The following is a 17,637-nucleotide window of genomic DNA, read 5'->3' as shown; positions in this document are numbered from 1 at the left end:
CGCGACGGGGCTTTTTATCTGACGTGAGATGACGTGAACCAGCGCACAGTCAGCGCTGCATTTCCTCGAGAATGGAAAGCACAGTCTGCTTGCGGTCAAGGTTATAGGCCTGCGCAATGGTAATGCGTTCACCGATCGAGGATGACAGCCGGGCGTGATAGTCGGCCGTGTGCAGATCACCGGCCAGCGCTGCTGCCTTGGCGCGAGCAATCAGTTCTTCGCTGGCATAATCCATAAAGAAGCTCAAAACCGTGTCGCTGTCTTTCTGCGACAGCACATCGGCCAGCTTGTGCATAGATTTTCTGGCCGCAGGGCCAGTATTGCTCATGATCGCGCCAAAGGCCTCGATTATGTCGGCGCCGCCGTAATTGAGCAGCTTCAGCGCTTGCGCAACGCTGCCACGCGCCGCCGTCAACAGCTCGGTCTTCTTGTCATCAGGCACACCAACGCCAAGATTGGCCAAAGAGCGTTCCAGGTTACCGTCATCAAGCGGGTTGAGTTTCAAAGGCAGGCAGCGCGAACGGATGGTTGGCAGCAACTTGCCCGGCGCATGCGACAGCACCAGAAACATCGCCCGTTTCGGCGGTTCTTCCAGTATCTTCAAAATAGCATTGGCAGCGTTGCGGTTCAGGTCGTCGGCGGGATCGATGATCACGATACGCCAGCTGCCGGTGCCCGAGGTCTGCGAGAAGAAATGCCCGGCACGGCGCACTTCGTCGACGGTGATGGCAGACTTCACCCGGCCGGTCTTTTCATCGACCGGACGCGACAGGTGAAGCAGGTTATGGGACGCACCGGACATGATCTGACGGCTGACGGCACTGTCGGGCACGGGATCGGCAATCACCTCAGGTGCGCTGGCCGGATCAGGATAGGACAGAATATGGTTGGCAAACCGGAAGGCAAGCGTTGCCTTGCCAATGCCTTCCGGTCCCTCGACCAGAATGGCATGGTGGCCTTTGCCAGAGCGGTAGGAAGTTGCCAGAAACTGTTCAGCCTCGGCATGTCCGAAAAGCTTCGTGTTCTGCGCCGGTGGAATGGCACCTTCGAGAACGCCGGGAATGTCGCTCATTTCGATGCCTGCTTCTGCGCAGCTGGTGTGTTCAGCAAGGGCTCAACCATCGCCCATACATCTTCCGCTACCTGTTCCAGCGGCTGGTCGGCATTGATCACCCGGCAACGACGCGGATCGGCAAGCGCAATATCCAGATAGGCTTCGCGGCGCTTTTCATGCGTCTCGATCTCTTCCTTCTCGAAACGATCAGGCACCGCGCCATCGTCGGCACGTTTACGTGCACGTGCAAGGCCTGCCGCAGCGGGAATATCGAAAATCAGGGTCACGTCGGGCATAAAGCCGTTGACCGCAATACGCTGTAATGTCTCGATAAAGTCCGGTTCAAGATTGCCTGTTGTGCCCTGGTAGACACGCGACGAATCCAGAAAACGGTCGCAAAGAACGACCGTGCCTTTTTCAAGCGCCGGGCGAATAACCTCTTCCACATGGTCGTTGCGCGCAGCAGCAAACAGGATTGCCTCCATGCGCACGCCGAAGGATTCCGCAGCGCCGGACAACAACACATGGCGCACGGCTTCTGCACCGGTCGAGCCGCCCGGCTCGCGGGTGATGATAACGTCCAGGTCGCGCTCACGCAGTTGCTCTGCCAGCATGCGAATCTGCGTGGATTTTCCGGCGCCCTCGCCACCTTCAAAGGTTATGAACAATCCACGTTTATCGGACAATTTCAGCATTCCCGTTTGCTTGATCGGCAAATCATCAATTTTCAAGCATAGTTGAATATTCGGTGGGCGACCAGTCGCAACACCCGTGTTGTTATAACCAGAAGAACAGAAGCTCCATAAGCGCATCTCCGGCGTTTTGCGAAAGAGTACCCTTTTCCACAGACGCGGTTGTGACCAACGGAACCTCGCGAAGCAACCTGTCACCGGCAAAAATCTGCAAGGTACCGACCGTAAAACCGGGTTCCACCGGCGCGTTGAGCGGCCAGTGGTAGACAATATTGCCAGTCAGACGGTCCGGATTGCTGATCGGCACGACAATATTGACCGGCTCTGCCACCGCAACATCGATCGACGACTGCGTACCACCATAAACGCTGACGGCACCCACCGTCTCGCCCTTGGTGTAGAGCGTGCGTTTCTGAAAACTCGTCAGGCCCCATTCCACCACACGGCGGGTTTCATCAAACCGCACCTTGTCATCGGGCAGGCCGGCCATGCCAAGATAGATGCGGCGGCCGTCACGCTCGGCAGAGGCAACAACCGCAAAACCATTGGCCTGATCGAAACCAAGCCCCAACCCATCAATGCCCGGTGCAGCGCCTAGAACCGTGTTCTTGTTGCGCTGGTAGATCTTGTTCCACTCGAAATCCGGCTTGCTGAACAGGCTGTAAAAGGCCGGATAGGTCTGGTGCAGGTGCTGCGCCAGTACCACCATATCCTTGACCGTGGTCTTGTTGCCAGGGTCCGGCAGGCCAGTGGAGTTGGTGAACGCGCTGTGTTCCAGCCCCAGCTCAACCCCGCGCTCGGTCATGCGTTTTGCAAAATTGGCGTCAGAGCCGCTCATGCCTTCTGCCAGAATGATGCAGGCATCATTGGCATTCTGCACGATGATACCGGTCAGCAGGTCCTTGACGGGGATTTGGGATTTCAACGCCGCAAACATCGTGGAGGTGCGCGATGGCGCGCCACCGGTACGCCAGGCATATTCCGATACGGCATAGGTCTGTGTGGGGCTAAGTTCGCCCTTCACCACCGCATCCAGCACCAGATCAACGGTCATCAGTTTGGAAAGCGAGGCAGGCGGAAACACCTCCTCCTCATTTTGCGACAAAAGCACCGTGCCGGTTTCGGCATCAATGACATAGGCCTGTTTTGCCTTGACCGTAAAGGCGGCCGTCTGGGCATGCGCCACCACAGGCTCAACAACCGCACCTGTTACCAGAACGGCCAAAAGACAAAGGGAATGGAGTGTGGTCTTACGCATGAAAGGCCCGAATCGTCGTCTCATTTTTGCGATGATACGCATTGAACCCTGTCTGGCGGTTAAAGCGTACCGCCAGATCAATGACCCGTGAACAGATTTTACTGTCTGGCCTGCTTCTTTTTCACGAAGCTGAGAATGGACTGCTCTGTCAACTCGCCACGATCGCCCGTCAAAACCTGCTGGAACACGGCTTCGGTCTTGGAGGTCGTGTCATTGTCGGCAGAATAGGCAGCGGCATATTTGGCCGATGGCAGTCTCAGATAGTTGCTATCCGGACGCTGCTGCACGAAGGGGCCAAATTCCGGCAGAACCATAAACTGCTCATAACCCTGCTGCGGCTGCGCGGCAGGCGCTGCATTGGCAAACGGTGTCGGCGCCTGCAGCGTATGGCTTGGCGTGTTGCCAACCATGGCCGTCTGCGCGGAGGAGGAATAAGACGGATTGAAGGATGGCACCGGAATATTATCCCGTGAGGCGGACGCCACCATCACACCGGTTGCGATCTGCCCTTCCGGGTTCACAATCGGGCTGCGAGACCCCTTCGGAGAGTAGGATGCCATCAGATACGGCATGTCATGGCCGTCCATGCGGGCGCGGCCAACATATTGTACGCGCACATTGGCGGTGCCGGTGCGCTTCATGTCGAGCATCTCAGCAGTCTTGCTCGATACGTCGATGATGCGGCCTTCGTGGTATGGCCCTCGGTCATTGACGCGAACAATGACCGAGGAGCCGTTTTCCAGATTGGTAACGCGGGCATAGCTGGGCAGTGGAAATGTCGGGTGCGCACCCGAGAGATGATCAGAATCGTAAACTTCGCCATTTGCCGTCAGGCGACCGTGGAAGGCAGAGCCATACCACGAGGCCAGACCACTCTTGTCATAGCTGGCATCTTCCTTCGGGAAGTACCGGCGGCCTTTCACTGTATATGCGTTACCGACCATGAAGCGCCCACCCCCTTTGGGGATGTTTTTGCCCGTGGCCACGCGAGGACTTGCCTTCACGCCATATTCGGATTCGGAGAAGTATTCCTTGCTCCGTGTTTTCTTCTTAGGCTCGGATGTTGTTGAACAGGATGCCGTCGCCACACACAAAGCTGCGACCGCGAAAAATCTTGCGCTCAATCCGAATTTATTGCCGTCAAAAGTCAAAACTACGCCCCATCCTGCTGTCTGGCCAGCTTCCACACTGGCCGCGATGCTTGATGGTATTGACCTGCCACCAAGCGTCTAACAGATGCTTAATCTTGTGGACAACATGGCGAAAATGCGAGTCCTGATGCCTTTTTCGGTAAAATTGTATTGGTTATGGTTAGCAACCGGTTAACGCAGGCCGGTTGAACGGCCTGCCGTTACGTCAGATCGGGTCAATATCACCCTTGGCCCACATCTCCTGCGTTTCCGCATAAAAGTCCTCAAAACGCCCCTCTTCGATGGACTTGCGGATGCCCTGCATCAGTTCCTGATAGTAGGCAAGGTTGTGCCAGGACAACAGCATGCCGCCCAGTGCCTCGTTGGAACGGGCAAGGTGATGCAGGTAAGCGCGCGAATAATCACGCGACGCCGGGCAGTTGGACTGTTCGTCCAGCGGGCGCATGTCTTCGGCATGGCGGGCGTTGCGAATATTGACGCGGCCACGGCGGGTAAAGGCCAGACCATGACGGCCCGAACGGGTCGGCATCACGCAGTCGAACATGTCGATACCGCGTGCCACAGACTTGAGGATATCGTCAGGTGTACCAACGCCCATCAGGTAACGTGGCTTTTCGCTTGGCAGTACCGGCAAGGTGGTGTCGAGCATGCGCAGCATCACTTCCTGCGGCTCACCCACGGCCAGACCGCCAACCGCATAACCCTTGAGGTCAAGCTGCTTCAGGCCTTCGGCCGAACGGATACGCAGTTCAGGAACATCACCGCCCTGCACGATACCGAACATCGCCTTGCCTGGTTGTTCGCCAAACGCCACGCGGCAACGTTCTGCCCAGCGCAGCGACATTTCCATGGCGCGCTCGATTTCACGCCGCTCGGCAGGCAGCGCCACGCATTCATCCAGCTGCATCTGGATATCGGAACCCAGAAGACCCTGAATTTCGATCGACCGTTCCGGCGACATGTGGTGCAAGCTGCCATCGATATGGCTCTTGAAGGTCACGCCCTGCTCGTCCAGCTTGCGCAGGCCAGACAGCGACATCACCTGAAAACCGCCACTGTCGGTCAGGATCGGGTGTTTCCAGCGGATCAGCTCATGCAGACCGCCAAGGCGCGCAACGCGCTCCGGGCCCGGACGCAGCATCAGGTGATAGGTGTTGCCAAGAATGATGTCGGCGCCGAGATCACGGACCTGATCGAGATACATGGCCTTGACGGTACCGACAGTACCGACGGGCATGAAGGCTGGCGTGCGAATAACGCCGCGTGGCATGGCCACTTCGCCAAGACGGGCGCCAGCGCTGGTGGCCTTGAGGGTGAACGTAAATTTGTCGTGCATCAGTTTTTCCGAAAAAGCAGGCTGGAATCGCCGTAGGAATAGAAACGGTAGCCGGTTGAAATGGCGTGCGTGTAGGCACGGCTCATCGTTTCCAGGCCACTGAATGCTGAGACCAGCATGAACAGTGTGGACCGCGGCAAATGGAAGTTTGTCATCAGCACATCAACCGCCTTGAAGCGGTAACCGGGCGTGATGAAAATATCGGTGGAACCGGACCATGGCTGAATGGCGCCACTGCCGTCGGCTGCACTTTCAATCAGGCGAAGCGACGTCGTGCCAACGCAAATGATGCGCCCGCCCCGTGCCTTCACCGCATTAAGCTTGGCAGCCGTTTCCTCAGAGACATAACCAACCTCATGGTGCATGCGGTGGTCATTGGTATCGTCGGCCTTGACGGGCAGAAAGGTGCCGGCGCCGACATGCAGCGTCACGAAGTGGCGCTCGATACCGGCCTTGTCCAGCGCCTCAAACAGCTCTGGCGTAAAATGCAGACCGGCGGTCGGGGCGGCAACCGCACCTTTTTCACGCGCATAAATGGTCTGGTAATCGGTCTGGTCCTGCTCATCTTCAGGACGCTTGGCCGCAATATAGGGCGGCAATGGAATATGGCCGACTGACGCAATCGCCTCATCGAGAGCCGGACCGGAAAAATCGAACAGCAGGGTGATTTCACCCTCCTCGCCCTTTTCCTCGACGGTCGCATCCAGCGTGCCAATCAGGCAGGCCTCACCATGCCCACCACTATGCCCACCACTGGCACCCGTACCGAAACGGATGCGGTCTCCGGCCTTGATTCGTTTGCCGGGTTTGGCAAAGGCTTTCCAGCGCGAGGCACCAACCCGCATGTGTAGCGTCGCAGAAACAGGCGTTTCCGGCGCACCTTCGCGCAGGCGTACACCTTCAAGCTGGGCTGGAATAACGCGCGTGTCGTTAAACACCAGCGCATCACCCGGCTTCAGAAACGTTGGCAGGTCAATGACGCTGTGGTCAGACAATTCTGTCGCCAAGGCCCCAGTGTTCGGATCAACCACCAGCAGGCGTGCGCTATGGCGCGGATTGGCCGGGCGCAGCGCAATATTTTCGTCTGGCAGGTCGAAATCGAACAGGTCTACACGCATTTCAAGACTCTCAAAAAAATATCAAAACCCGCCCCGCAATCTGGTGTGGGGCGGGTGAATACGATGACAGGGCCAGTCATTCTCGCCGTCATCCTCGGGCTTGACCCGAGGATCTAATGAACCACAACATCAGAAGTGGTTGGATCCTCGGGTCAAGCCCGAGGATGACGACAGAGAGGCTTGATGCCTGTGTCAGTCGACCAAAACCCGCTCCGCATGTCTGCGAAGCGGGTTCTGCTGTTAAAATCGCAAATCAGGCTTCGGAAGCCAGACGGATCGAAACGATGGAATCAGGATCGCGAACAGGTTCGCCGCGCTTGATCTTGTCGACAACTTCCATGCCTTCAATAACCTGGCCCCAGACCGTGTACTGCTTGTTCAGCCAGGGAGCGTCGGTGAAGCAGATGAAGAACTGCGAGTTGGCGGAGTTCGGGTTCTGCGAACGGGCCATCGAGCAGGTGCCGCGAATGTGCGAGGTTGCCGAAAACTCGGCCTTCAGGTCCGGCTTGTCGGAACCGCCCATGCCAGCGCGGGCCGGGTTGAAGTTTTCAGAACCCTGCTTGCCGAACTGCACGTCGCCGGTCTGCGCCATGAAGTCTTCGATAACGCGGTGGAAAACAACGCCGTCATAGGCCTTTTCCGCAGTCAGTTCCTTGATGCGCGCAACGTGACCAGGGGCAACTTCGGGAAGAAGCTGGATAACAACCTTACCCTTGGTGGTTTCCATGATCAGGGTGTTCTGCGGATCTTTGATCTCGGCCATTTTTATCTCCTTCAATCGGGCTTTCTAGCCCTGTTTCAGTTTTTGCCGACAGTGACTTTAATCATTCTGTCCGGGTCGGAAACTTCGCCGTTACCGCCTTCGCCGCGCTTGATCTTGTCAACCGCTTCCATGCCGGAAACGACCTTGCCAACCACGGTGTACTGGCCGTTCAGGAACGAGCCCTGATCGAACATGATGAAGAACTGCGAGTTGGCGGAGTTCGGGTTTTGCGAACGGGCCATGCCAACCGTGCCACGCTCAAACGGTGTCTTTGAAAATTCTGCAGGAATATCCGGCAGCTTGGAACCGCCTGTGCCTGCGCGACGGGCGTTAAAGCCGTTTTCCATATCGCCAAATTCCACGTCGCCAGTCTGCGCCATGAAACCGTCGATCACACGGTGAAATGCAACATTGTCATATTCACCGGCCTTGGCCAGTTCCTTGATCTGCGCAACGTGCTTTGGTGCAACTTCCGGCATAAGCTGGATAACCACCGGACCATCCTTCAGCTGAATGGTCAGGAAGTCGTCGTCGGCAGCCACCGCGTTGGTGATGGCCGCGCCAAGAAAGAGTGCGCCAGCAAGGGCAAGGTGAAGCAATTTCATATCAAGCTCCGGAATTCATTAATGTGAACCAGGTCAACTCTGGCGTTTGAATTTACCACTCAGCGCATCAAGCACTGCGGTCGGTACAAAGGCAGAAACATTGCCTCCCATGGCAGCGATCTGGCGAACCAATGTGGCGGTAATGGGTCGTGATGCGCTTCCGGCCGGAATGAACACGGTCTGTATATCCGGAGCCATCTGCCTGTTCATGCCAGCCATCTGCATTTCATAATCAAGGTCGGTACCATCGCGCAGACCGCGCAGCAAAATGCTGGCGCCGTGCTTGCGGGCGGCATCCACCACCAGATTATCAAAGGAGACGACTGAAATACGGTGTGCGGCATCAGGCAGCGCCTGAACAAGCGAATCCTTGATCAGCCCTGCCCGTTCATCGAACGAAAAAAGCGGTGTTTTGCCGGGATGGATGCCAACGGCCACGATGACGCTGGATGCAATATTCAGCGACTGGACGAGTACATCCAGATGTCCATTGGTCATCGGGTCAAAAGACCCAGGGTAAAAAGCAACCGTCATTTCGCTCTCAAGCCAGTACGATGTCGCCGCCTTTTGTCATGGACAGCAGCGCATCGCAAGAGTTTTGCCGTTTCTTGCAACCATACACGCGGTTGCGACGCCATATTTGGGGCATCCCGCACAAAGCCGCAACCTGTGACGCCGCACTTACCCGACAAAGCAGACAAAATTTCTATGTCCTACAGACATCTGAGGATAGCCCGTTGCCGTTTTCAGACACCTGCTGAAGGCCGGCCAACATGGATCCAGACGCCACTCTACCCACCAACCTGCAACAATGCGCCATCCAGAAGCGCACGCACCTCATCGAGGACATCGTCGCGCGTCACATCAACATGCGTGATCTGGGACGCCGCGTCGGAAAAGCGATAAAACTCATATTGGTTTTCATTCACCTCGATCTCGCAGGTAGATTCGGTCGAACTCCAGCAAAGACGAATGTTAGGCCAATACCCAAGACAGACCTTATCGGGCACAGGATATCGATCAGAGGCAAAACGGATCAGCACACGTGTATTTTCAAATGTGTCTCGTTGAATGTCGGACTTGGCGGCCACGAGCTCATGAACCGCCGATTCAACATCAGCCCATGAGGCAAAGACTTTTGGCAACGTTTTGATGTCGTTTCCGCCGACCGCGTCAATCATTCCCAATCCTTAATGCAAAAGCTTTGGAACTAAAACCAGTTCTGGAACTTGTTGCAGTGACCACATGACAATTACACGTCTTACCTGTCAGCACCCCATGCTGAACGGCACATGAATGCATCATTCAGGGCCGTTTCAGCGCTGCTCCTCTAGACCTGTCTTCGGGCTAGACGTTGTCGAAAGACATCAGGGGTAAAGGGATTACGTAACGTGATTATCGTGTTGGTTTTGGGTGCCATTGCCGTTTCGTTTGCCGTTGAATACGCGCTCTACGGTGAACGATTTTAAGGCAGGCCTCCGAGAAAGATGAACGCCAGATGAACGGACCATTCAAGGAAGCTTCAGAGGCGGGATGCTAATCGATTTTTATGATGGCGCGAACAACGCGACAATGATGGGCAAAATGACCCACTCGAGGAAGGAATAAACATATGTTTATCAAGGGAAAACAGTCAACTTCGACCAAGATTGGTGCGATCAGCACAGCCTGGATGGTTCTGGTGTTTACCATGTTGGCCACCACATTTACCCTTTATGAACAACAAATCGAAAAACAGGGTCCTGAATTCCCGCAGGTTTCCTCCCGTTATCAATATATGAACTACTACTGAGGTAGGCGAGGAACATCGCCAAGCCTTTGTGGAGTACCCGGCTATGTTCGTTATCCTTACAGCACTTGCAGCATTGATAAGTTTGATGTTCATGGCCTCGTTTATTACCGCCCTGACAGAACTGAAGCGTGAACATGAAGAGGTTCGCGCCGTTCTGGAGCGCAACAAGCCATTTTAAGTTTGATCGACGCGAATCTGATCGCTTAGACGATGAAACATAGGCTGATATAATTGGCCTCACGGCAAAGTTTTCGCCGCCCTCGCCCAACCGCGACGGGCGGCTTTTCATTGCCCGGTGAATAGCGCTTGCCAGCATGGCCAAAGCCGCTTTGATACATGCGAAATCAACGTTCAGCATCAAGATAAGATCATTGTGAATTCATTCACATTATTCTCTCGCGCATTTAGCCTTCAAATTCCTCAAGGATTGTTCTAAGGAACCCGCAACAATCAACTCGTGGCTATGCCAGAGTGAAAAGACGAGGTTTGCCTGACGATGCTCGATTCCCTGCGAAATGCTTCCAAAACGATGGCCGCAAAACTGCTGCTTTTGCTTCTTGTGGTTTCCTTCGGTGTGTGGGGTGTTTCGGCCTCGCTGGTTACATCAGCCTCGAACTCGGTGGTGACGGTTGGCGATCAGACGGTTTCGCCAAATGATTTCCGCCTTGCCTACCAGCGCCAGATCTCGGATCTGAGCCGCCAGTTTGGCACGCGGTTGACGACCGAACAGGCCAAGGCCTTCGGTATTGATCGCCAGGTGTTTAGCCAGCTTGCAGCCGGTGCAGCCCTCGACCAGCTTTCCGAAGACATGAACCTGGGTCTGTCTGAAGATCGTTTGGCCTCGCTGATCGCCGAAGACCCGGCATTCCGCTCGGTAAACGGCCAGTTTGACCGTAACCTGTTCAGTGAGCGTCTGCGCAACTCCGGTCTGCGCGAAGACGATTACATCCAGGAAAGAAGCAAGGTCGCTGTTCGCAGCCAGATCGTCGACGCCGTATCTGATGGCTTTACCCCACCAAAAGTGCTGGTCGATGCGCTCAAGCAGTACCGCAATGAACGTCGCTCGATCGATTACATCATTCTGTCCAACGCCAATATCGACCCGGTCAAGGCACCGGCTGACGATGTATTGGCTGCATGGTTTGAAGGTGTGAAGAACCGTTACCGCGCGCCGGAATACCGCAAGTTCTCCTACGTCAAGCTGGAACCGTCGGATATCGCCGATGCATCCGCTGTTACCGAAGCGCAGATCGATGAGTACTATAACGGCCATAAGGACAGCTTCCGCACCGCCGGCCGCCGCACCATCGAACAGGTCGTGTTCCCGAATCGCGAAATGGCAGATGCCGCTGCAACGCAGCTGCGCGAAGGCACCACCACCTTCGATCAGGTCGTAAAGGATCAGGGCAAGACACCAAACGACGTGATGCTCGGCGAGTTCACGAAGGACACCATGCCTGACCAGTCGATTGCTGCCGACGCTTTTGCTGTCCAGAAGGACGGCGGCGCCACCGGTGCACTCAGCGGCGCATTCGGCCCTGTTATCCTGCGCGTATCCGGCATCAAGCCTGAAACCGTCAAGACACTCGACGAATCCCGCGAGCAGATCAGAACCGAACTGGCAACGGCCGCAGCCGTAGACCAGATCAACAGCGTTCATGACCGTTATGAAGACCTGCGCGCTTCCGGTTCCTCGCTGGCCGACGCTGCAAACCAGCTGAACCTCAAGGCAGTTACCGTTGCTGCCGTCGACACAACAGGTCTTGACGACAAGGGTGATGCTGTCAAGGACCTGCCGGCACCTTCGCTGGTGACCGAAGTGTTCAAGACCGAGCCTGGCGCAGAATCACTGCCAATCAACCTTGGCCGTGAAGGGTATGTCTGGTTCGACGTTGAGCAGATCATCCCTGAGCGTGACCGCACATTGGCTGAAGTTCGTGAAGACGCACAGGCTGACTGGACTGCCGAACAGCAGAAGGCAGCACTGGCCACCAGGGCAGACGAGCTGAAAGCCCGCCTTGAAAAGGGTGAGACACTGGCAGCCATTGCCGACGATCTCGGTATTGTCGTCGAAAACAAGACTGGCCTGAAGCGCAACAGCGAAGACGCCGTTCTTGGTGCCCAGGCTGTGACTGCAGCCTTCTCCGGCCCGGTTGGCGCCACTGCCAGCACACCGGGTGCCGATGGAGAATCCCGCATTCTGTTGCAGGTTACAGCCGTTGATGCAGACGCCCTGCCCGACGCACTCAACAATGACGACCAGCAGCTGACTGCCATGGCGCAGGCCGCTGGCGACGATATCCTGGATCAGATGGTCAACCGTCTGCAGTCCGATTATGGTGTGACGATCAACCAGGCCGCAGCCGATCAGGCAATGGTTGGTTTTTGATCCCGGAGGGAGCATTTTGAAATGGCTGAGTTGAAACCGCTTATCGCAAAGGTGGCAAACGGCGAAAGCCTGACAAAGGAAGAGTCTCGAAGCGCATTCGATATTCTGATGTCCGGTGAAGCCACCCCTTCCCAGATAGGCGGTTTCCTGATGGCGCTTCGGGTGCGCGGCGAAACGGTTGATGAAATCGTCGGCGCCGTGTCATCGATGCGCTCCAGAATGCTCACCGTCAGAGCGCCTGAAACGGCCGTTGATATTGTTGGCACCGGTGGCGATGGCATCGGTACCTATAACATCTCCACCCTGGCAGCGCTGATCGTTGCCGGTGCAGGCGTGACCGTTGCCAAACATGGCAACCGCGCACTCAGCTCCAAGTCCGGCACAGCCGATGCGTTGTCCAATCTCGGCGTCAAGCTGGATAACGGCCCGCAGCAGATCGAAAACTGCATTGCCAATGCCAATATCGGTTTCATGTTTGCCCAGATGCACCACAGTTCGATGCGCCATGTTGGCCCATCACGCGTCGAGCTTGGCACACGTACGATTTTCAACCTGCTCGGCCCGCTGTCCAATCCGGCTGGCGTGAAAAAGCAGCTGCTTGGCGTCTTTGCGCACAAGTGGGTGGTGCCGCTGGCTGAAGTGCTGCGCGATCTCGGCTCCGAACATATCTGGGTCGTCTACGGCGACGGCATGGACGAAATCACCACCACGGGCACAACCCATGTTGCCGCCCTTGAAGATGGCAAGATCAGAACCTTCGAACTGACGCCCAAAGATTTTGGTGTGCCGGTTGCACAAATGGACGATTTGAAGGGCGGAGACGGCCTCGTCAACGCCGCAGCCCTGCGCGATGTTCTGTCGGGCAAACGCAATGCCTACCGCGATATCGCGCTGTGCAATGCCGCTGCAGCACTGGTCATTTCTGGCAAGGCCGGCACCATTGCCGACGGTATGCGCCTTGCCTCTGCCTCCCTTGACGATGGTAATGCGACACTGGCGCTTGAGCGGCTGGTCGCGGTATCGAACGAAGCGTAATATTTGCCCACGAAGGCCAGAGACAAGCCATGAGCGACATTCTGAAAAAGATCGAGCTGTACAAGCGTGAAGAAATCGCTGCGGCCAAGGCAAAAGTCTCTCTGGCCGATCTGCAGGCCATGGCTAAGGACCAGAGCGCACCGCGCGGGTTCTATAAGGCATTGCAGCAGAAACAGGCCGACGGCAAGTTCGGCCTGATTGCCGAGATCAAGAAGGCAAGCCCGTCCAAGGGTCTGATCCGCCCGGATTTTGATCCGCCGGCACTGGCCCGCGCCTATGAAGCCGGTGATGCTGCCTGTCTTTCCGTGCTTACCGACACACCAAGTTTTCAGGGTGCACCGGAGTTTCTGACAGCAGCACGCGAAGCCTGCGGCCTGCCGGCCCTGCGCAAGGATTTCATGTTCGAAACCTATCAGGTGCACGAAGCCCGCGCCTGGGGTGCCGATTGCATTCTGCTGATCATGGCATCGCTGTCCGATGATGAGGCAAAGCGCCTTGAAGACGAGGCCTTTGGCCTTGGCATGGATGTTCTGGTGGAAGTGCACGACGCCGAAGAAATGGAGCGCGCGTTGAAACTGGCCTCTCCGCTGGTTGGCATCAACAACCGCAACCTGCGCACCTTCGAAGTGACACTTGAAACAAGTGAAAAGCTGGCCGGCATGGTGCCTTCCGACCGTCTGCTGGTCGGTGAAAGCGGCATCTTCACCCATGAGGATTGCCTGCGCCTGCAAAAGGTCGGCATCAGCACCTTCCTCGTCGGCGAAAGCCTGATGCGCAAGGACGACGTGACCGCAGCAACCCACACATTGCTGACCGGACAGGCAAATATACAGGCCGCAGAATAAGGGGTATCCCTCGTGAACGCAGGTGACAAACTCTCCCATATCAGCGCTTCCGGCGAGGCGCATATGGTTGATGTCGGTGACAAGAACGAAACCGTTCGTGTTGCCAGCGCCGAGGGTTATGTGCGCATGCAGCCGGAGACCCTGCGCATCATCCGCGAGGGTGATTCCAAGAAGGGCGATGTCATTGGCACCGCCCGCATTGCCGGCATCATGGCCGCCAAACAGACGTCCAATCTCATTCCCCTGTGTCATCCGCTGATGCTGAGCAAGGTTTCCGTCGACATTACCGAAGACGATGACCTGCCAGGCCTGCGCGTGCGCGCCACCGTAAAACTGACCGGCAAGACCGGCGTTGAAATGGAGGCGCTGACCGCCGTGTCAGTGACTTGCCTTACCATTTACGACATGGCCAAGGCGGTTGATAAGGCCATGGAAATTGGCGGCATTGTCGTGTCTGAAAAGACCGGCGGAAAATCCGGGGACTATAAACGTCAGGAGAACTAGACGTGTCATTGCTGCCAGTAGAAGACGCTTTGGACCGATTGCTGTCGCGCGCAAAGCCTGTCCTTGAAACGGAATCGGTGCTGCTGGCCTCTGCTGATGGACGTATTCTCGGTGAAGATGTCACTGCCCGGCTGACCCAGCCTCCGTTCAATTCCTCCGCCATGGATGGTTATGCGCTGCGGGCCGAAGACGCGCCTCAACTCGGTTCGGTCCTGACCGTCATCGGCACGGCGTCGGCTGGTCACGCCTTTGACGGCACGGTAGGCAAGGGTGAGGCGGTGCGGATCTTCACCGGCGCACCGGTGCCTGAAGGCGCCGACACCATTCTCATTCAGGAAGATGCCGACCTGCTGGATCACAATCAGATCCGCAGCACGTTCGAAGTGGTCAGGGATCGCCATATCCGCCCCAAGGGGCAGGACTTCATGGAAGGCGAAGTGGTTCTTCAAAAAGACCGGCTGCTGTCCTTTGCCGATGTGACGGTTGCCGCTGGCATGAACCATGCGGAACTGCGTGTTTATCGCAAGCCGCTGGTTGCCCTTCTTGCCACTGGCGACGAATTGGTGCAGCCTGGCAGCGTGCCAAAGAGCGACCAGATCATTGCCTCCAACACCTTTGGTGTGGCGGCTATTGCCCGCAATGCCGGTGCAGAGGTGCTGGATCTCGGCATTATCAGCGACGACAAGGAATTGATCGGCAAAGCCATCGAGCGCGCCATAACCGCCAAGGCCGACGTGCTGGTGACACTGGGCGGTGCATCGGTCGGTGACCATGATCTGGTGCAGGCCAGCCTCAAGGCCAAGGGCATGGAGCTGGATTTCTGGCGCATTGCCATGCGCCCCGGCAAACCGCTGATGGTCGGCGCCATCGACACCATGCAGGTGCTTGGCCTCCCCGGAAACCCGGTTGCCAGCCTGGTATGCAGCCTGCTGTTTCTGGAGCCGCTGGTTCATAAATTGGCGCGCACGCCTTTGCGCCGTCGCGAGGTTCAGGCCGTAACCGAAACCGACCTTAAGGCCAATGACCACAGGCAGGACTACGTGCGCGCCACTCTGACCATCTGTGATGATGGTACGCTGGTGGCAAAAAGTTTCGACAAGCAGGATTCATCGATGATGAAGACGCTGGCCAATTCCCACGCCCTGATTGTGCGCCCGCCCAATGCCCCGCCCTTGAAGGCCGGAGACCCCTGCCCGATTATTCTGCTTCGCATCTAAATACCCCGTCCCTTTTGGCCCACCCTTCGGGTCACTCCTTTCGGAAGGACATTTCCATGGCTGAAACTGTTATCCCCGCACCCAAGCCGGTTACCTTGCCTGTTGCTGGAACGGCCAGCGTGTTCCCGGTGCGCCGCGTTTATTGCGTTGGCCGCAACTACGCCGACCACGCCATTGAAATGGGCCATGATCCGTCACGTGAGCCGCCGTTCTTTTTCCAGAAAAATGCCGATAACCTGCTGCCCGCAGGCCAGGACTTTCCCTATCCGTCACTGTCATCAAACGTGCATTACGAAGTAGAATTTGTCGTTGCGCTGAAAAAGGGCGGCGCAAACATTGCCGTTGAAGACGCGCTGGACTGCGTGTGGGGTTACGCTGTCGGTATCGACATGACGCGCCGTGACGTGCAGGACGTTGCCAAGAAGATGTCGCGCCCATGGGAAGCAGCCAAGGCCTTTGAAGCCTCTGCACCGATCTCGGCACTGGTTGCGGCAACTGACGCCGGCCACCTCGATCAGGGCGCGATCTGGCTTGATGTCAACGGCACACGCCGCCAGTCTGGTGATCTCAACCAGATGATCTGGAAAGTGCCTGAAATCATTGCCGAACTATCCAAGCTGTTTGTGCTTGCGCCCGGCGATGTCATCATGACCGGAACACCGGCCGGGGTTGGCGCAGTCGTTGCCGGTGACGTGATGGAATGTGGTGTTGATGGCATCGGCACACTGACCGTCAAGGTCGCCTGATCCGTCACGAAAACAGCCTACTCCCGAAACCGTGTCATGTTTCGGGAGATATGTGGGAGGAGAAACATCATGCCGATTTACCGCCTTGGCGACAACACACCAACGCTGCCGGACGCTGACCGTTACTGGGTAGCGCCGGATGCCAATGTCATTGGCTTGGTAACGCTGGGCGACGATGTTGGCATTTGGTTTGGCGCCACGCTGCGTGGTGATAACGAACCGATTACCGTCGGTGCCGAAACCAACATCCAGGAAGGCGTGATGGTCCATAGCGACCCCGGTTTTCCTGCCACCATCGGTGAAGGCTGTACCATCGGCCACCACGCCATCGTGCATGGCTGTACCATTGGCGACAACTCGCTGGTCGGCATGGGGGCGACTATTCTCAACGGTGCAAAGATCGGCAAGAACTGCCTTGTCGGCGCCAATGCGCTGATCACCGAAGGCAAGGAATTTCCTGACAATTCGCTGATTGTCGGTTCACCTGCCCGCGTCATACGCACACTGGACGATGATGCCGTTGCCGGGCTGAAACTGTCGGCACAGAAATATATCGGCAACTGGAAGCGGTTCGCAAAAGACCTGCACGAGATTTGAACGTTGTCAGGCCACCACAGCCATCAAAGGACGCGCTTGAACACGTCGTTCCTATAGGCCTGATCCTGAATACGGAAATCCGTGGTTCCGACCTTTTCAAACCCCTGTCTCAGGTAAAAGCCGATTGCCGGGGCATTTTCAGAGTTTGTCGTCAGCCATACAGAAGTGCTGCCGGACTGGCGCGCAAACGCCAGCCCCAGTTTCAGCAGCTGAAATCCGATACCCTTGCCGTGGTGACGCGGCTGCACATAGAGGGTTGATATCTCGGTTGTTGAGCAGTCGGCGATCGGTGCCACCTGCCCTTCGCTGACCCGGATAAATCCGTCCAGGCCGTCCTCGTTTTCCGACACCCATATATGTTCTTTCGGATTTTCCAGCAGCGCAAAAAACCGCGCGGCAGTAAATTCACTCAGCGCATAGTCGGCAAAAAACGCATTCACACCGCGCCTGATGTAGGTACCCAGCCAAACTTCGATCGAAATGGCCGCAAGAATGGCAGCGTCAGACGGGCGCGCTATCCGTATGGTCAATGCAT

Annotated in this window: 21 protein-coding genes; 10 read left to right on the top strand and 11 right to left on the bottom strand. The window is 56.6% G+C overall.

Going from position 1 to position 17,637, the window contains the following annotated elements; genetic code table 11:
- Positions 1 to 49 precede the first annotated feature (49 nt).
- From IB237_RS22670 to IB237_RS22655, 4 genes are all read right to left on the bottom strand, one after another.
- Positions 50 to 1,072, bottom strand: a complete 1,023-nt coding sequence (locus IB237_RS22670) for a DNA polymerase III subunit delta' (RefSeq protein WP_192491003.1) — start codon at positions 1,070 to 1,072, stop codon at positions 50 to 52.
- Complete coding sequence (gene tmk / locus IB237_RS22665) at positions 1,069 to 1,740, bottom strand: dTMP kinase (protein ID WP_371815388.1); 672 nt, start codon at positions 1,738 to 1,740, stop codon at positions 1,069 to 1,071. Before tmk ends, IB237_RS22670 begins: the two co-directional genes overlap by 4 nt.
- A gap of 91 nt (positions 1,741 to 1,831) precedes the next feature.
- A complete protein-coding gene (locus IB237_RS22660) occupies positions 1,832 to 3,004 on the bottom strand; it encodes a D-alanyl-D-alanine carboxypeptidase family protein (RefSeq protein WP_192491001.1) in 1,173 nt (390 codons plus the stop codon).
- 98 nt (positions 3,005 to 3,102) lie between these two features.
- The gene (locus IB237_RS22655; RefSeq protein WP_371815387.1) at positions 3,103 to 3,948 is read right to left on the bottom strand and encodes a septal ring lytic transglycosylase RlpA family protein; all 846 of its coding nucleotides are present in this window, start codon (positions 3,946 to 3,948) and stop codon (positions 3,103 to 3,105) included.
- On the opposite strand from IB237_RS22655, the gene IB237_RS26600 reads away from it, so the two are divergent.
- A complete protein-coding gene (locus IB237_RS26600; protein ID WP_371815386.1) occupies positions 3,947 to 4,237 on the top strand; it encodes a hypothetical protein in 291 nt (96 codons plus the stop codon). The genes IB237_RS22655 and IB237_RS26600 overlap by 2 nt on opposite strands.
- 123 nt (positions 4,238 to 4,360) lie before the next feature.
- Here the strand turns inward: IB237_RS26600 and tgt are convergent, their stop codons facing one another.
- The 6 genes from tgt to IB237_RS22625 form a co-directional block, all read right to left on the bottom strand.
- The gene (gene tgt / locus IB237_RS22650; RefSeq protein ID WP_192490999.1) at positions 4,361 to 5,491 is read right to left on the bottom strand and encodes a tRNA guanosine(34) transglycosylase Tgt; all 1,131 of its coding nucleotides are present in this window, start codon (positions 5,489 to 5,491) and stop codon (positions 4,361 to 4,363) included.
- A complete protein-coding gene (queA, locus tag IB237_RS22645; protein WP_192490998.1) occupies positions 5,491 to 6,609 on the bottom strand; it encodes a tRNA preQ1(34) S-adenosylmethionine ribosyltransferase-isomerase QueA in 1,119 nt (372 codons plus the stop codon). Before queA ends, tgt begins: the two co-directional genes overlap by 1 nt.
- A 253-nt stretch (positions 6,610 to 6,862) precedes the next feature.
- A complete protein-coding gene (locus IB237_RS22640) occupies positions 6,863 to 7,372 on the bottom strand; it encodes a peptidylprolyl isomerase (RefSeq protein WP_192490997.1) in 510 nt (169 codons plus the stop codon).
- Positions 7,373 to 7,407: 35 nt separating this feature from the next.
- Entirely contained in the window at positions 7,408 to 7,977 is a 570-nt protein-coding gene (locus IB237_RS22635; RefSeq protein WP_192490996.1) for a peptidylprolyl isomerase, read from the bottom strand.
- A 33-nt stretch (positions 7,978 to 8,010) separates the two neighbouring features.
- The gene (gene coaD, locus IB237_RS22630) at positions 8,011 to 8,511 is read right to left on the bottom strand and encodes a pantetheine-phosphate adenylyltransferase (RefSeq protein WP_192490995.1); all 501 of its coding nucleotides are present in this window, start codon (positions 8,509 to 8,511) and stop codon (positions 8,011 to 8,013) included.
- 257 nt (positions 8,512 to 8,768) lie between these two features.
- Entirely contained in the window at positions 8,769 to 9,158 is a 390-nt protein-coding gene (locus IB237_RS22625) for a hypothetical protein (RefSeq protein ID WP_192490994.1), read from the bottom strand.
- A 431-nt stretch (positions 9,159 to 9,589) separates the two neighbouring features.
- Here IB237_RS22625 and IB237_RS22620 point away from each other — a divergent pair, with 431 nt between their 5' ends.
- The 9 genes from IB237_RS22620 to IB237_RS22585 all read left to right on the top strand — a co-directional run bounded on the left by IB237_RS22620 (position 9,590) and on the right by IB237_RS22585 (position 17,102).
- Positions 9,590 to 9,769: a hypothetical protein gene (locus IB237_RS22620; RefSeq protein WP_192490993.1), complete on the top strand. Its 180-nt coding sequence runs from the start codon at positions 9,590 to 9,592 to the stop codon at positions 9,767 to 9,769.
- A gap of 43 nt (positions 9,770 to 9,812) precedes the next feature.
- Positions 9,813 to 9,947 carry a hypothetical protein gene (locus IB237_RS26455; RefSeq protein WP_256435727.1) on the top strand — a complete coding sequence of 45 codons (135 nt, stop codon included), beginning with the start codon at positions 9,813 to 9,815 and terminating at the stop codon, positions 9,945 to 9,947.
- 318 nt (positions 9,948 to 10,265) lie between these two features.
- Positions 10,266 to 12,158 (top strand): SurA N-terminal domain-containing protein, encoded by a 1,893-nt coding sequence (locus IB237_RS22615; protein ID WP_192490992.1) that lies wholly within the window; start codon positions 10,266 to 10,268, stop codon positions 12,156 to 12,158.
- Between the two features lie 21 nt (positions 12,159 to 12,179).
- Complete coding sequence (gene trpD, locus IB237_RS22610; protein WP_192490991.1) at positions 12,180 to 13,193, top strand: anthranilate phosphoribosyltransferase; 1,014 nt, start codon at positions 12,180 to 12,182, stop codon at positions 13,191 to 13,193.
- A 29-nt stretch (positions 13,194 to 13,222) separates the two neighbouring features.
- A complete protein-coding gene (trpC, locus tag IB237_RS22605; RefSeq protein ID WP_192490990.1) occupies positions 13,223 to 14,038 on the top strand; it encodes an indole-3-glycerol phosphate synthase TrpC in 816 nt (271 codons plus the stop codon).
- Between the two features lie 12 nt (positions 14,039 to 14,050).
- The gene (gene moaC / locus IB237_RS22600) at positions 14,051 to 14,542 is read left to right on the top strand and encodes a cyclic pyranopterin monophosphate synthase MoaC (RefSeq protein WP_192490989.1); all 492 of its coding nucleotides are present in this window, start codon (positions 14,051 to 14,053) and stop codon (positions 14,540 to 14,542) included.
- A 2-nt stretch (positions 14,543 to 14,544) separates the two neighbouring features.
- Positions 14,545 to 15,759 carry a gephyrin-like molybdotransferase Glp gene (glp, locus tag IB237_RS22595; protein ID WP_192490988.1) on the top strand — a complete coding sequence of 405 codons (1,215 nt, stop codon included), beginning with the start codon at positions 14,545 to 14,547 and terminating at the stop codon, positions 15,757 to 15,759.
- Between the two features lie 56 nt (positions 15,760 to 15,815).
- Entirely contained in the window at positions 15,816 to 16,505 is a 690-nt protein-coding gene (locus IB237_RS22590; protein WP_192490987.1) for a fumarylacetoacetate hydrolase family protein, read from the top strand.
- 69 nt (positions 16,506 to 16,574) lie between these two features.
- Positions 16,575 to 17,102, top strand: a complete 528-nt coding sequence (locus tag IB237_RS22585) for a gamma carbonic anhydrase family protein (protein ID WP_192490986.1) — start codon at positions 16,575 to 16,577, stop codon at positions 17,100 to 17,102.
- A gap of 23 nt (positions 17,103 to 17,125) precedes the next feature.
- Here the strand turns inward: IB237_RS22585 and IB237_RS22580 are convergent, their stop codons facing one another.
- Complete coding sequence (locus tag IB237_RS22580; RefSeq protein WP_246788216.1) at positions 17,126 to 17,632, bottom strand: GNAT family N-acetyltransferase; 507 nt, start codon at positions 17,630 to 17,632, stop codon at positions 17,126 to 17,128.
- Positions 17,633 to 17,637 lie beyond the last annotated feature (5 nt).

It is taken from the genome of Agrobacterium sp. AGB01 (assembly GCF_014851585.1).
Classification (GTDB): domain Bacteria; phylum Pseudomonadota; class Alphaproteobacteria; order Rhizobiales; family Rhizobiaceae; genus Agrobacterium.
Note: the sequence above shows the minus strand (reverse complement) of the source record. Positions and strands in the feature narration are given on the sequence as shown.